Here is a 15379-nt window from a genome sequence, read left to right on the forward strand (position 1 = left end):
AGCGCCGCCCATTCCTTCTCTGACGCACCGTCCTGCGGGTCCTCGCCCACCGGGCCGGATCTGACGCCGAAACATTCGATCGGCGATCCACTGCGAGCACGCCACCATGTCCAGCATCGCTGCCCCACGTCCGAGCACACCCGCCTTCAGTGGCAGGCGCATGTTCACCTTCATCTGCATGGTGTTCGGCATGTTCATGGCGATCCTGGACATCCAGATCGTCTCGGCTTCGCTCGCGGAAATCCAGGCCGGCCTCGGGGCCGCCAATGACGAGATCTCCTGGGTGCAGACAGCCTACCTGATCGCCGAAGTGATCATGATCCCGCTGTCGGGCTACCTCTCCCGCATGATCTCGACGCGCTGGATGTTCGTCATCGCCTCCGGTGGCTTCACCTTCGCCTCGCTGATGTGCGCCACATCCGGCACCATCAACGAGATGATCCTCTGGCGCGCCATCCAGGGCTTCATCGGCGGCGGCATGATCCCCACCGTCTTCGCCTCGGCCTACACCATCTTCCCGCGCGAGAAGCAGGCGATGATCGCGCCGATCATCGGCCTCGTCGCGACGCTGGCCCCGACCATCGGCCCGACGGTCGGCGGCTATCTGACCGAGCTGTTTTCCTGGCACTGGCTGTTTCTCGTCAATGTCGTGCCCGGCATTTTCGTGACGGCCGCAGCCTACTTCCTGATCGACTTCGACGAACCCGACCTCTCGCTGTTCGACAAGTTCGACTGGCTCGGCCTCGCCTCCATGGCCACCATGCTGGGCGCGCTCGAATATGTGCTGGAGGAAGGTCCGAGCAAGGACTGGCTGCAGGACGAACTGATCTTCAATCTGACGATCATCGCCGTGGTCAGCACCATCATCTTCTTCTTCCGCGCCTTCACCCGCGAAGAGCCCGTGGTCGACCTCTCGGCCTTTGCCAACCGCAACTTCACCTTCGGCTGCATCTTCTCCTTCTGCATGGGCATCGGCCTCTATGGCCTGACCTATATCTACCCGCTGTTCCTGGCCCGCATCCGCGGCTTCTCCTCGCTGCAGATCGGCGAGACCATGTTCGTGTCGGGCATCGCCATGTTTGCCACGGCACCATTCGCCGGCCGCATGATGCGCATGATGGACCTGCGCCTGATGATCGGCATCGGCTTTGTCGGTGTTGGCATCGGCACGCTGATTGCCAGCAGGGTGACGTCGGATTGGGACTTCTGGGAGTTGTTGTGGCCGCAGATCTTCCGTGGCGTCTTCCTGATGATCTGCATGGTGCCGATCAACAACATCGCCTTGGGCACCATGCCGCCGTCACGCATGAAGAACGCGTCGGGCCTGTTCAACCTGACCCGCAACCTCGGCGGTGCCGTCGGGCTCGCCTTGATCAACTCGGTGATGACCGATCGGTCCGACCTGCATTACGACCGTCTGCGCGAAGCGGTGAACTATGCCAATCCTGAGGCCGTGCAGGCCGTCAACAACATGACGCATGCCTTCAGCGAACTTGGCACCAACGCTGGCACAGCGGCGATCTTCCAGCTCAACCGCATGACGCTGCAGCAGGCGAGCGTGATGTCCTTCGCCGACGTCTTCATCCTGCTCACCATTCTCTTCTGCGGCCTTGCCTTGGCACTGCCGCTCGTGCAGAAGCCCGCCCCGCTGGGCGGAGGTGGCGGCGGCCACTGAATGCGCCAAGGGATAGACAAGAAAAGAGCCGTGCAGATCTCCCTGCACGGCTCTTGTGTTTTGCATCGACCTTGCGTTCAGAGCTTGATCATCACGTGGCGAACCACCGAGTAATCCTCAAGCGAATAGACCGACATATCCTTGCCATAGCCCGACTGCTTGAGGCCGCCATGCGGCATTTCGCTGGTCAGCATGAAATGGCAGTTGATCCAGCTGGCGCCATACTGAAGCCGGGAAGCGGCATTCATCGCCTTCGACACGTCGCGGCTCCAGACCGATGACGCCAAACCATAGTCGCTGTCATTGGCCCAGGCGATCACGTCGTCCTCATCGGTGAAGCGGGTGACAGAGACGACCGGACCAAACACCTCGCGACGAACAATTTCGTCGCTCTGCAAGGCGCCGGCAACCACGGTTGGCTGATAGAAGAAGCCCGGACCGTCCACGGCCTTGCCACCGGTAGCGATCTCGATGTGCTTCTGCTCCATGGCCCGTTCGACGAAGCTAGCCACGCGGGCGCGCTGGCGTGCGGAGATCAGCGGCCCGATCTCGTTGTCGGCATCCTCTGCTTCGTTATACTTGATCGTCGAGACGGCGGACGCCAGCTCGGCCACCAGCTTGTCGTAGACCTTGGCTCCGGCATAGACCCGGCAGGCGGCCGTGCAGTCCTGCCCGGCGTTATAATAGCCGAAGGTGCGCAATCCCTCGACCACCGAGGTGATATCGGCATCGTCATAAACGATCACCGGAGCCTTGCCGCCAAGCTCCAGATGCGTACGCTTGATCGTCTTGGACGCCGCCTGCAGCACTTTCTTGCCGGTGGCGACATCACCCGTCAGCGACACCATGGACACGCGCGGATGGTTGATCAGCGGGCTTCCCACGCTCTCGCCACGGCCGACGATGACGTTGACGACGCCAGCCGGGAAAATGTCGGCGGCCACTTCGGCAAGCTTCAACGTGGTCAGCGGCGTCTGTTCCGACGGCTTCAGCACCACCGTATTGCCGGCCGCCAGCGCCGGCGCGATCTTCCAGGCCGCCATCATCAGCGGATAGTTCCACGGCGCGATCTGGCCACAGACACCGATGGGATCGCGCCGGATCATCGAGGTGAAGCCCTCGATATACTCACCCGCAGCCATGGCCGGTACCACGCGCGCCGCGCCGGCAAAGAAGCGGAAGCAGTCGACGATGGCGGGAATCTCGTCACGCAGGACAGCGTGATAGGGCTTGCCGCACTGCAAGGCTTCGAGGCGGGCAAAGGTCTCGGCTTCGGCGGTGATCCGATCGGCCAGCGCCAGCAGCAGCGCCGCTCGGGCCGAGGGCGTATAGCGGCTATAGCTCACAAAGGCTTCGCTGGCGGCGGCAACAACAGCCTCCACCTGATCGATGGACGCCTCCGGCATGGCGACGAGCGTTTCGCCGGTGCGCGGATTGAGCACATTCTCCGCAGTTTCGGTGCCGGAAACGAACTCGGATCCGATCAGCATCTTGGTGGGCAGGACGACAGTCATTATGGGCTCCCTCTGGGTCTTGTCTGTCGGGTATCAACGCGATCCGCCGGCAACATGCTCCCCCTCGCGGGTGAGCCAATAGGCGGCAAGAATGGGAAAGAAGGTCACGGCCATCACCAGCACGGCCACCACATTGGTGACGGGGCGGTCGCGCGGGCGGACCAGCTCGTTGAGCATCCAGATCGGCAAGGTGGTCTGCTGCCCCGCCGTGAAAGTGGTGACGATCACTTCATCGAAGGACAGGGCGAAGGCCAGCATGCCCCCCGCGAGCAGCGCCGTCCCGATGTTGGGCAGCACCACATGGCGGAACGTCTGGAAGGCGTCCGCACCGAGATCGAAGGACGCCTCCACCAGCGACGGAGACAGGCGGCGGAAACGGGCCACGGCATTGTTGTAGACGACCACAATGCAGAAGGTGGCGTGCCCGAGCACGATGGTGAACACTGAATAGGGAAGATCCATCAGGTTGAAGGCCGAGCGCAGCGCGATGCCGGTGATGATGCCCGGCAAGGCGAGCGGCAGGATCAGCAGGAGCGAGACATTGTCCCGCCCCCAGAATCGGGTACGCGACAGGGCCGCGGCGGCCAGCGTCCCCAGCACGAGAGCCAAACCTGTCGCGATCAGCGCGACATTGACGGACAGCGTCAGCGCCGCCCAGATATCCGGCCGGTTCCAGGCGACGGCGAACCACTGCAGCGTCAAGCCCGGCGGGGGGAACTGATAGCTCTTGCCTTCCGTGGTGAAGGCATAGAGCAGGATGATCGCAAGCGGCCCATGCAGGAAGACGAGCCCCCCGAGCGCAGACAGCTTGAGCAACAGGGAAGAGCCTTCAGAGCGCATCGAAAGCCCCCAGCTTGCGGGCAAAGGCCAGATAGAGGCCCATGATCAGGATCGGCACCACGGAGAAGGCAGCCGCGAGCGGAATGTTGCCGGCCGTGCCCTGCTGGGCATAGACCGCCTGCCCGAGGTAATATTGCGAGCCGCCGACGATCTGCGGGATGATGTAGTCGCCGAGCGTCAGCGAGAAGGTGAAGATGGATCCCGCAACCACGCCCGGGAAAGCCAGCGGCAGGATGACGTGGCGGAAGGTGTCGCGCGGGCTGGCCCCGAGATCGGCGCTGGCTTCGATCAGATTGCCGGGCACCCGCTCCAGCGCCGACTGCACCGGCAGGATCATGTAGGGCAGCCAGACATAACAGAAGACGATGAACGTGCCGGTATAAGAAGCCGACAGCGACGGACCGCCGATCACCGGCAGCGACAGGTACCAATCGAGCAGCGCCTCGATGCCAAGCTTGTCCAGCACCCAGGTATAGATGCCCTCGCGCGCCAGAATGAGCTTCCAGGCGTAGACTTTGACGAGATAGCTCGACCACAGGGGCATCATGACCAGGAGATAGAAGGCAGCCTTCATCGGCCCGCGGGCGTAGCGGGCGGCATAATAGGCGATGGGAAAGGCCATGATGCCGTCGGCCACCGTCACCAGAGCGGCCATCGTCACCGTACGGACGATGACGTCCATGTTGGCCGGCGCCAGCAATTGCACCCAGGTGGACAGGGTGAACTCGCGGACGATCACGCCCGAGAAATCGTCAAGGCTGAAGAAACTCTGCGCCAGCAGCGCAAACAGCGAACCGAGATAGACGACGCCGAGCCATAGAAGCGGCGGGGCCAGGAGGACAGCCAGGAAGATGCGCGGCCGCCGATAGAGGGTGTCGATGACTGCGGACAGACCGCCCTGCCGCCGAAGAGCGAGATCAGACATGGGCGCCCTCCCCTTTCATGGCGTGCAAGGCACCCTGTGCCCAGCCGACGGTGACTGTCCGCCCGGCTTCGAGCGCCTGTGCCGCCGGGGCGAGCGACCACACTTCACGCCCGTTGATCTTCAACAGCGTCTTGCGCATGGCGCCCTGGAACTGCTGGTCGACCACCTCGGCCGGCTGCCTGATATCCATGGCTTCGGCCGCCGACCCGATCAGGATCGCCTCGGGACGCAGGCTGGTCCAATGGCTGACGCCGCCAAATCGAGGTGCTTCGTCCGGGGTGAGCACATTGGAGGAGCCGACAAACTCGGCCACAAAGCGCGTCGTTGGCCGCTGGTAGATGTCTTCCGGCGTGCCCACCTGCACGATGCGTCCCTGGTTGAACACCGCGACGCGATCGGCCATGGACAAAGCCTCGCCCTGATCGTGCGTCACGAAAACGAAGGTGAGGCCGAGCTGCTTGTGCAAGCGCCGCAATTCTTCCTGCATGTCCTCGCGCAGCTTGAGATCGAGCGCGCCAAGCGGTTCGTCCAGCAGCAGCACCTTGGGCCGGTTGACCAGGGCCCGGGCGAGCGCGACACGCTGGCGTTGGCCGCCGGATAGTTGCGCCGGACGCCGCGCATCCATGCCTTCCAGCCGCACCAGCGACAGGGCTTCCCGAGCGCGCCGTTCCCGATCGGGGCGCGAAACGCCGCGCACCATCAGACCATAGGCCACATTGTCGAGCACCGTCATGTGCGGGAACAGGGCATAATCCTGGAAGACGGTGTTCACGTCGCGCCGGTTTGGGGCAAGGCCTTCCGCCGTCTCATTGAAGATCTCGATATGCCCGGCAGTCGGCTGCTCGAAACCGGCAATCAGGCGCAAACAGGTTGTCTTGCCTGAACCCGACGGTCCGAGCATGGCGAAGAACTCGCCTTGCTCGATCTTGAGATCCACACCATCCACAGCCCGCACCGTGCCGAAATGGCGGGTGACATTCTGGAACAGGACTGCGGTGGTGGAAGGAGACGTCATGGGGATGCTCGTTGCATTGAGTTTCAGGCCGAGTTCAACCAGCGCCGCGTCCGCCCGAGAAGGCAGGCCGGGCGGAGACAGGCGCGTGTCAGCCACAAACAAATGTCAGGATCGACAAGGAGGGCACAGCTCTAGCAAGCCCCCGGGTCCGGGGCGAACGTCCCGGACCTTTGGGAACACGATGTCTCAGCGTCCGCCGAGGATCGCCATGTAATCGGACACCCAGCGGTGATAAGGCACACAGCCTTCAGCCGCCGCGCACTTGGCAACCGGTGTGCGCCAGAAGCTGATCTTGTCGAAGTTGTCGATGCCGTTGGTCTTGCAGCCTTCATCGGTCAGCAGCGCATTGCCCTTGCAGGCGGCGGGAACCGACGGCACCGACCCGAACCAGGCAGCCACGTCGCCCTGCACCTTCGGGGCAAGCGAATGCTCCATCCACATATAGGCGCAGTTCGGATGCTTGGCGTCGGCGTGCATCATGGTGGTGTCGGCCCAACCGGTGGCGCCTTCGGCCGGCACGATGGAGCCAATCGGCTTCTGCTGCGAGATCAGGAGATTGACCTGGAACGGCCAGGAGGACGATGCCACGACGCCTTCATTGTTGAAGTCGTCCACCTGCTTCATGGCGTCATGCCAATAGCGCTGGACCAGATCCTTCTGCGAACGCAGGAGTTCGAGCGCCGCATTATACTGCGTCTCGGTCAGAGCATAGGGATCGGTGATGCCGAGTTCGGGGTTGTGCGCCTTCAGATAGAGCGCAGCATCGGCAATATAGATCGGCCCATCGAAAGCCTGGATGCGCCCCTTGTTGGACTTGCCGTCCGGCAGGGTTTGCTCCTTGAACACAACATCCCAGCTGGCGGGCGTGCCGCCCTTGAAGGCCTCGGTGTTGTACATCAGAACGTTGGCGCCCCACTGATAGGGCACGCCATAGTGAACGCCGTCGACCGTGTGCCAGGGCGCGTTCTGCAGCCGCTCGTCCACCGTCTTCCACGACGGGATCAGATCGGTGTTGATGGGCTGAACCTTCTTGCCGGCAACCAGACGCAGGGACGCGTCGCCGGAGGCGGTGACCAGGTCAAAACCGCCCTCGTTCATCAGGGAAACCATCTCGTCCGACGTTCCGGCGACCTTCACCTGCACCTTGCAGCCGGTCTGCTTTTCGAAATCGGTGACCCAATCGTAATTCTTGTCGGTTTCGCCGCGTTCGATATAGCCGGCCCAGGCGACGATATCGACTTCCCCTTCCCCGGGGCCGATGGACGTAAGCTGAGCATAGGACGGCGTGACACCCAGAAGCAGCGTCGGCACCATGCCGAGCGCCGCCAAGCGCTGTGCGAAAGTGGTCATGTCGGTTCCCCTTGTGCTGGGCACGATCAGTCTTCGCCGCGCCCTTAGGGAAAAACCTAACAAAACATTGCCCTTTCGCAATTTCAAAATATCAAGAAATGATATCGGAATTTTCGATATCAACGTCAGGGGTTCAACCGTCCTGCATTGTGCGACAGCGTGACATCGATGAAGCGGCGGGCGTTGGGATTGTCGTGATAGCCTCGCCGGCGCACCAGCGCCGCCTTCACCATGGGCAAAGCTGCGGAAATCTGCCGCGCTTCGAGGCGCAAACCATCGAGCGACCAGGGGCGGAACACAAGATCGGGCAAAATGGCGACTCCTATGCCGGCCGCCACAAGCGAACGCACCGCCTCTACCGAACGCGTGCGGAACACCGTATGCGGCCGCAGGCCCGAGCCGCGCCAAAGATGATCGGCCGCCTCTTCGATTTCGTCGATACTGAGCGCGATCTGAGGAAATTCCGAGATCACCCCCAAGTCCAGCTGATCCCGCTCAGCCAGCGGGTGACCCGACGCCACCCATAGCCGATAGCGATAGGCCTCAAGTTCGTCGGCTGCCAGGGACTCCGGATTGTGCAGGCCCGACATTGTGACGAGCGCCAGATCGATCTCCCCGTTGAGCAGAAGATGCTCAAGGTAATCGTGCCCGTCTTCGACCAGATCGACACTGACACCGGGAAAGGCACGGGAAAAGCGCGCCAACAGGTCCGAGAGCACATAGCCGGCAACCAGCGAGGTGACCCCAAGCGTCAACCGCCCGGTGACTTCGGGGGCCACGTTGGCAAGGGCCCCGCGCGCGTCCGCCACATCCTGCCAGATGCGTTCGGCGTGCCGGCGAAACAACTGCCCCTTGTGCGTCAACCCGAGCCCGCGCGACTGCCGCTCGAACAGCTTGACCCCGAGGTCTGCCTCGAGATCCTTCATCGCCTCGGTAATGGTCGACTGCGACGTCGACAATTGCGCCGCCGCCTTGGAAACAGCCCCCCGTCTCGGCAACCGCAAGGAAATACTGAAGCTGGCGCAGCGAAAACGACATGACCGAAGCCTCCCCCCGCCGTTCTACGACGGATCGACGGGCCAGCGAAAGGCGACTTGGACAATCCTGTCCGCGGAAAAGCTTTCACCCGACGATCCAGGATGGCCAAGAAGAGGTCGAGGTTGCAACGGCTCCACACGGCACCAAGCACTCAGGCTCCAAACGCCTTGTGTCCCGAGCCATCTCGATGCCTCTATCAACAGGTGCCGGGAGCCGGTGTAAGTATCAAAAAGGGAGACGATTGGAGCGCGCAACAAGATCGCGCGACAAATCAACCTCTTATGATAGGTCAATCAGTCTGCGCGACCTGCGTGCCCCCGGTTGGAAGGCTCAAGTGCCCGGCAGCTCTGCCGGACCCGTGGTACCAAAATGCCATACCTCGACGAGAAAAAATGGGGCCACTGTTTGGCTCTTCCATCACATAGTTGTGCTATGTATATTTTTCACCGCACGGGAAGCTTGACTCTTGGTGGCCGGGTGCGCTTGAAAGCCTAATGTATCATGGGCGGGTCGGGCCGCTTGTGGCCGCCTGGGTTCAGCGAAGATTGAAGTAGTCCGAATCTGAAAGCAGATTGTTTCTTGAGACAATACAGGAAACAAGCCGTTATTATTCTTAGTCGGACCACAAAGACGTCACAACGTTTGGGCTCATACGGCTTCTTTATTTATTTTTGCCATAGGGGTGCGCGCAGTGCAGGGGATACAGTTCAATCGTCGCGTTTTGACGTCCGTCGAACTATTTTTAGTTCGCGCCTCCGTAACTGCTCTTTGTGCAATCTTGGCAAGTTGTTCGGCACTTCCACGTTCAGGTCCATCTGACTTGGCTGTGGTCTCCGGCGCCAAGGCAACCGTGACGCAATCGGGCAAGCAATCGGGCCTCGATTATGCGCTGGTTGACCTGAGCAAGGATGTGTTGCCGTACTTCGAGTTCGAGCCGCAATACCCTCTTTCGAGCTTCGGAGCGGTACGTGGCGGTCCGACCGCCCTGCCGCTTGGCGTTGGCGATCTCGTTTCCGTGACGATCTTTGAATCGCAGTCGGGCGGGCTGTTCATTCCGTCCGACGCGGGAAGCCGCGCCGGAAACTTCATCAGCATCCCCAGCCAGACCGTGGACAGTTCCGGCAACATCAGCATCCCCTATGCCGGACAAATCCATGTGGCGGGCCGCACTCCGATTGCCGCGCAACACGAAATCGAAAGTCGCCTCGCAAATCGTGCGATCGAACCGCAAGCGATCATTTCGCTGGAAACCAGCCGTTCCAGCGAAGTTTCGGTTCTGGGTGACGTCCATGCCCCCAAGAAGTTCTCGGTGAGCCCAAACGGCGATCGTGTTCTGGATGCGATCGCCCAAGGTGGTGGCCTGAGTGAGCCGGCAGTTGAAACCTATGTGACCTTGCAGCGTCACGGGAGGAAGGCGACGGTTCTCTTTGACACTCTCGTCAACAATCCGTCTGAAAACATCTACTTGCTGCCGGGCGACACGGTTTACGTCAACCGCGAACGCCGGACCTATCTCGCCTTCGGCGCAACGGGCGAGAGCAATCGCTTCGACTTTGAGGAAGCGGATCTCACCTTTGGCGAAGCCTTGGCAAAAGCCGGTGGTCTCAACGACAACCGCGCAGATCCGTCTCAAGTGTTTCTCTTCAGAACCGAAAGCCGTGACCTTCTGGCCAAGATCGGTGTTGATGTAAGCCGGTTCCAGGGAACGCAAATTCCGGTCGTCTTCCGCGCCAATCTGCGAGATCCTTCAGCGTTCTTCGTGACACAAAAGTTCCCGATGAAGGACAAGGACATCTTGTATATTTCGAACGCAGCATCCGTTGAGCTCACCAAGATTCTCGACCTGGTGAACTCTGCGTCTTCAACCTATGAAAAGGTGAAATGAGGCTAGCTGCGGCTCAAGCCATACACTCGGCGGCTGGCATCCGACAACCGTGAAGAACGCCTAACTCGGAGGAGCCATTCTGGCTCTTCCAACACGGCCTGCACGAAATGGACATGCAAGCTCCCCGGCAATGGCGCCAGCTGCAGCTGTCACGCGGGACAGCTTTGCTAGCTGTCTCTGCTCAAAGGAAGCTTCGCGCGGCGCCCGTACTTAAGCCAATACCTGGCAGAACTCTGGCGCCCCCCCAGCAGCGACCCAAAGCGGACTTCCACCGGCTCCTCTCACATCTCCTTTGCGACACACAGCAGGCTCGATGTCTGGCACTGCGATTGTCGGGTGGAGCTATGGCAGAGGGCGAGCGTATGCCGCGACAAGGGACTTCGCTCTCCCAAGAGTCCAACATTTCGCGTCATAAGTCCAAGAGTTCGCGTCGAGCGAAACATAACACGAGGTGGATGGTAGGCCCGGAGGGACTCGAACCCCCAACCAGACCGTTATGAGCGGTCGGCTCTAACCATTGAGCTACAGGCCCGGCAACCGGTGGGCTATGGTCCGTGCGCGATCGGCACAGTTGTGGACCGGAAACACCGTTGTTGGTGATCGCTTTTTGCATCTGCTGGCCGATGAATCAAGAGGGGTTGCCGCCCAAGCGGGGGATCCGGTCCACAAAGACCGGAGGAAATGCGGCGAGGGATTGCCGTCATCATTGCTTTCATTCCCCGGCTGACCTTGAGCTGAGGCAACGCCCTTCACATCCAGCGACGGCAAGGGATAGTCGCAATCTTCCCCGGCACTTTTGCCAGCCAGGTTGCAGGACTTGGCTGGCGGCGTTGGCTCGATGATGAGGGGACCAAGCGGCCGGCGATCACACCGAGATCGTCTTCAAGTGCGGCGAAACAGCTGGGCGCTTCGGTCGGCTGGCGACCCAGACGCCGAATATGGCGATGGCAACCCCCAGCAACTGTGACCAGTGGGGCGCCCGCCCAAAGCCAGCGGCCACCGCCAGCGCCGATACCGGCACCAGATTGAACAGCACCGATGTGGCTGCCGGGCCGCGCTGCGTGATGCCCACCTGCCAGAAGACGAAGGCAAGCACGGAGCCGATCAGCGCCATGTGCAGGCTTGCAAGCCAGGACACCAGGGACGCGGACTGCATCTGGTGCACAGGGCTTTCCACCACGAAGGCGACCGCCACAAGCATGGCCGCACCGAAGACCATGGTCCACACGGTGGTCTCCAGAGGCGACGCCCCCGCCACCCAACGCCGGCAACCGATGGAGTAAAGCGCCCACGCCAGGCTTCCGCCGGCGATCAACAGGTCACCTGCCGCAAAGCGTGAGCCGGAAAAGGCTCCGACCGTCAGCGCAACACCGATCAGACTGATCCCCATGCCCACCAGAGCAAGAGCCGCCGGACGACGCCGACTGATGAGCGCATCGAGCAGATTGGTCGTGAGCGGACTGGTTCCCATGATCAGCGCCGCCGTAACCGGGCTGGAGGTTCGCATCCCCAGAAACAGCGCCGCGTTGAAGCCGGCCACGCCGATCAATCCCAAAATGACGAAGGAAACCGCATTGCGCCTGAGAACGCCCAGATCGAGGCCACGCGATACGGTGAGCCAAAGCAAGGCGACGCCGGCAGCCAGGGCAAAACGCAGGGCGGCGGCCGTCCAGGGTGTCATATCGGTGAGCACGAGGCGCGTTGCCTCGAAGTTGGTGCCCCAGAAGATGGCGGCGAATGCACTCAGCAGCACCGCTCTCCTGTTCAGCAGGTGTTGGGACTTGGATGAAAGGTTGGACATCACGAACCCTCGTTATTGACGTTGCTCGTGACAATGGGCTTCTCCCGGTCGCTCGAATATGGAAGATATGAAAAATCCATTTTCCGAAAGTGGAAATCCATGCAGCCGAACTGGGATGATCTCCGCGTCTTTCTCGCGCTTGCCCGCGAAGGCAGCCTCTCCGGCGCAGCGCGCCGGTTGCGCTCGGGCGTCGCCACGGTCTCGCGCCGGATTGAACGGTTCGAGTCCGCCCTTGGTGTTCCGCTCTTCCTGCGCCACCAGAGCGGCTACAGCCTGACCGATCAGGGCAGCGCCCTGCTCCCACGCGCGGAGGCCGCCGAGGAAGCTCTGGTGAGCTTGCGGCACGAGGCCGGCGCACAGGATCAGGTGACCGGTCATGTCCGCATCGCGAGCATCGAGAGCCTGATCACACCGCTGCTTGTTCCGACACTGGCACCGCTGATGGCGGCCCATCCTGGCCTGGACATCGAGATCCTGTTCAGCACACAGACGATCAACCTCCATCGCCACGACGCTGACCTGGCGCTGCGCATGGTGCGCCCTGACCATGGCCATTTGCGTGTGCGCCAACTGGTGACCATGGGCTTTGGCCTCTATGGACCGCCCGACGGCACACGCCCCACACGGCATGTCTCCTGGCCTGATCAGGTCGGCCTCGGAACCGTGCTTGCATGGTCGCGTGCTTTTGCCGGGGCCGATGCCCCACAGTTCGCCGTCAACACGCTGGAAGCTCAGGTCGAAGCCGTGCGGCGAGGCTGCGGCATCGCGGTCCTGCCGCACTTTCTGGCCCGCGCCGCAGGCCTGAATCTTATAGCCACACGACTACCCGAGGGCGGCCCGATGGAACGCCCGATCTTCATGGTGACACACGCCGATCTCGCGGGCACGCGCCGTGTCAACGCCGTGGCCGAAGCCATCGCCGACGGCATGGCAGCCCGGAGAGCCGAGTTCGGCGCGGCATAATCCGGTCGACCGCGCGGTGTGCACATCGCCGAGCGATCCACCGGCGGCTCACCGAACACTGGCGGCAGGAAGCCGGCGGAACGGAAATCCCGCGGCTCCCTGGTGGATCAGCCCTCTGCCAGCGGCGGGACAGGGCGCGGGCGGCCGGCGTCGTCAATGGCGACGAAAGTGAAGATGCCGTGCGTCACCTGCTCGCGCACGTCACTCATGAAGCGGCGCGCCCAGGCTTCGATCTGGATTTTCATCGACGTGCGCCCGACTTTCTCGATGGTCGTGTAGACACACAGGACATCGCCCACTTTCACTGGCCGGATGAAGGTCATGGCTTCCACGGCAATGGTAACCGCGCGCCCCTGGCTGCGCTGGACCGCCGCGATACCGCCGGCGACGTCCATTTGCGACATGACCCAGCCGCCAAAAATATCACCATTGGCATTTGTATCGCGTGGCATCGCTATGGTGCGGACAGTCAGCTCGCCCTTGGGTTCTGCGCTCACGGTGGACCTTTCGATTGCAAGTCGCGAAGAGGAAAGTCTGGCCAGCGCCCCCCCTCCTCTCCAGCGTCAGATGAATCACGAGGTCAGTATCGGGGCAGTCTGGCGGCAAGGCAACCGCAAGCCGTTCACGCGGCAGCATCCTTGAGATAGCGCTCGACGATCGCGACGAAATCGCGCACGCCGACCGCGACAGCGTCAGCCGTCTCGTTGACCTGCGCAGCGACGGCCACTGTTTCGGCTGAAGCCGCCTCCACCGTTTCCACTTCGATCACCACCATCTGAGTGCCCTCTGCCGCAGTGGCGATCGAACGACTGATCTCGTCGGTCGCCTCTGCCTGCTGGGCGACGGACGCATTAATGGCGTCGGACAGCTCCTTCACGGAGGCGATCTTTACGGTGATCTCCTGGATCGCCTCGACCGCCGACCGGGTGCGGGACTGGATCTGCGTCACTTGCGAAGCGATGTCGTCAGTGGCTTTGGCAGTCTGACCAGCCAACTCCTTGACTTCACTGGCCACGACGGCAAAGCCACGCCCTGCTTCGCCGGCGCGCGCCGCTTCGATAGTGGCATTGAGGGCGAGAAGATTGGTCTGCGCGGCAATGTCGCGGATGAGATCGACCACAGCGCCGATGCGATCAGCCGCCTCGCTAAGCGCCGCCACCTGTCCGGACGATGCTGCTGCCTCGGCGTCAACGTCGGCAATGGACTTTGCCGATTTGCCGATCTGGCTGCCGATTTCCTGTATGGAACTGGACAGTTCCTCGGCCGCCGCAGCCACCGAACGCACGTTGGACGAAGCCGAGTTGGACTTCTCCCGCATTGCCGTTGCACGGCGCCGGGTATCGCTGGAGGTTGCCGAGAGCCCCTCGGCTGTGCCCTTGAGATCGGTCATCTGCCGGTCAACGGCCGCTTGCATTTGGGTCGATGCCGCCCGGAATTCGTCGGCCAATGCCTCAAGCTGTTGATCACGGGCGCTTTGTCTGGCAAGGCGCTCACGCTGGTCACTCGAAAAATGCTGCCGTTCAATGACGCCGTCGCGCAGGATGGCAACCGCACCGGCAATCTCACCAATCTCGTCGCTGCGGTTGAGGAAGGGCACAGATGCATCAAGCTCGCCGTGTGTCAGGCCGCTGATAACGCGGCGGAGCGCTTCGAGCGGCCCGGTGACCACCTTGGCCATGAAAGCCAGGACTACAAGGATCATCACCACCGCGCCCCCGGCCAAGGCCGCGGAGATGCGGCCGGTCAGAGCGTTGACATAGGCATGCAGCGTATCAGTACGCCAGGCAATCGCCATATGCCCCAAGGGTTTGCCGGCCTTGTCCTTGCCAACAGGGCTGACGACGATGACGGAGTCCGGCAGCATAGCCGCCGTGACTGCGCCGGGGCTGCCTGTGAGCAGCTCATCGAACTTGCGATCAGTCGCTCCGGCATCGGCGCCAGTGGCGGTGAACTCGGAGAGAATGCTGCCATCGGCCGCCGTGACGCGCGCCCGCAACATCGGAGGCTGATCTCCCGCCGTGAAGGTCTTGTAACCCTCGGAAATGACCTCCTGCTTCTTCCACTTCACCCCGCCTTCGACGGCAGAGGCGAGCAGTCCTGTCATCTCAAGGTGGGAATCCTGATACTGGTCCCCTAGGATTTGCGAGGCGCCCTGCAGAGCGGTGACGGCCGTGACAAGCAGCGCGAACACGATTGTTCCCGTCAACACCGCAACAACCTTCGCCCTGAGTGACAGCTTACCGAACAGCCCCAACTTCATTGCGCACACTCCGTCGCAACCACTCCAGCCCAACGACCGAAGTGCCGGCGCGCCTGTCGGCTGCGCGGCTCGGTCCGGCACAATGGACACATCCATCACCTTCGACCGCCGAA

General features: G+C 62.1%; 11 protein-coding genes, 1 tRNA gene and 1 pseudogene. 3 read left to right on the forward strand and 10 right to left on the reverse strand.

Features of this window, described 5'->3' with window-relative positions; genetic code table 11:
* The first annotated feature begins 106 nt into the window (after positions 1 to 106).
* Positions 107 to 1675 (forward strand): DHA2 family efflux MFS transporter permease subunit, encoded by a 1569-nt coding sequence (locus tag L2I41_RS11175; RefSeq protein ID WP_237153636.1) that lies wholly within the window; start codon positions 107 to 109, stop codon positions 1673 to 1675.
* A gap of 77 nt (positions 1676 to 1752) precedes the next feature.
* Here L2I41_RS11175 and L2I41_RS11180 read toward each other — a convergent pair whose 3' ends face one another.
* The 6 genes and pseudogenes from L2I41_RS11180 to L2I41_RS11205 form a co-directional block, all read right to left on the reverse strand.
* Positions 1753 to 3177, reverse strand: a complete 1425-nt coding sequence (locus tag L2I41_RS11180; RefSeq protein WP_237153782.1) for a gamma-aminobutyraldehyde dehydrogenase — start codon at positions 3175 to 3177, stop codon at positions 1753 to 1755.
* 45 nt (positions 3178 to 3222) lie between these two features.
* Entirely contained in the window at positions 3223 to 4029 is an 807-nt protein-coding gene (locus L2I41_RS11185) for an ABC transporter permease (protein ID WP_237153637.1), read from the reverse strand.
* Positions 4019 to 4954 (reverse strand): ABC transporter permease, encoded by a 936-nt coding sequence (locus L2I41_RS11190; protein ID WP_237153638.1) that lies wholly within the window; start codon positions 4952 to 4954, stop codon positions 4019 to 4021. Before L2I41_RS11190 ends, L2I41_RS11185 begins: the two co-directional genes overlap by 11 nt.
* Positions 4947 to 5969: an ABC transporter ATP-binding protein gene (locus tag L2I41_RS11195; protein ID WP_237153639.1), complete on the reverse strand. Its 1023-nt coding sequence runs from the start codon at positions 5967 to 5969 to the stop codon at positions 4947 to 4949. Before L2I41_RS11195 ends, L2I41_RS11190 begins: the two co-directional genes overlap by 8 nt.
* A 186-nt stretch (positions 5970 to 6155) precedes the next feature.
* The gene (locus tag L2I41_RS11200; protein WP_237153783.1) at positions 6156 to 7283 is read right to left on the reverse strand and encodes an ABC transporter substrate-binding protein; all 1128 of its coding nucleotides are present in this window, start codon (positions 7281 to 7283) and stop codon (positions 6156 to 6158) included.
* A gap of 161 nt (positions 7284 to 7444) precedes the next feature.
* Positions 7445 to 8357, reverse strand: a pseudogene (locus L2I41_RS11205) (LysR family transcriptional regulator).
* An 826-nt stretch (positions 8358 to 9183) separates the two neighbouring features.
* Here L2I41_RS11205 and L2I41_RS11210 point away from each other — a divergent pair.
* Positions 9184 to 10242, forward strand: a complete 1059-nt coding sequence (locus L2I41_RS11210; protein WP_237153785.1) for a polysaccharide biosynthesis/export family protein — start codon at positions 9184 to 9186, stop codon at positions 10240 to 10242.
* A 456-nt stretch (positions 10243 to 10698) separates the two neighbouring features.
* On the opposite strand, the gene L2I41_RS11215 is transcribed toward L2I41_RS11210, so the two are convergent.
* Positions 10699 to 10774, reverse strand: a tRNA-Ile gene (locus L2I41_RS11215).
* 333 nt (positions 10775 to 11107) lie between these two features.
* Positions 11108 to 12043, reverse strand: coding sequence for a DMT family transporter (locus L2I41_RS11220; RefSeq protein WP_237153641.1), 936 nt, complete (start codon positions 12041 to 12043; stop codon positions 11108 to 11110).
* 99 nt (positions 12044 to 12142) lie between these two features.
* Between L2I41_RS11220 and L2I41_RS11225 the strand changes: the two genes are divergently transcribed.
* Positions 12143 to 13006 carry a LysR family transcriptional regulator gene (locus L2I41_RS11225; RefSeq protein WP_237153642.1) on the forward strand — a complete coding sequence of 288 codons (864 nt, stop codon included), beginning with the start codon at positions 12143 to 12145 and terminating at the stop codon, positions 13004 to 13006.
* A 107-nt stretch (positions 13007 to 13113) separates the two neighbouring features.
* Here the strand turns inward: L2I41_RS11225 and L2I41_RS11230 are convergent, their stop codons facing one another.
* A complete protein-coding gene (locus L2I41_RS11230) occupies positions 13114 to 13458 on the reverse strand; it encodes an acyl-CoA thioesterase (RefSeq protein ID WP_237153787.1) in 345 nt (114 codons plus the stop codon).
* A 170-nt stretch (positions 13459 to 13628) separates the two neighbouring features.
* Positions 13629 to 15362 (reverse strand): methyl-accepting chemotaxis protein, encoded by a 1734-nt coding sequence (locus L2I41_RS11235; protein ID WP_237153643.1) that lies wholly within the window; start codon positions 15360 to 15362, stop codon positions 13629 to 13631.
* Positions 15363 to 15379: the final 17 nt, after the last annotated feature.

Origin of the sequence: Oryzibacter oryziterrae (assembly GCF_021864535.1) — a bacterium.
Lineage (GTDB): Bacteria > Pseudomonadota > Alphaproteobacteria > Rhizobiales > Pleomorphomonadaceae > Pleomorphomonas > Pleomorphomonas oryziterrae.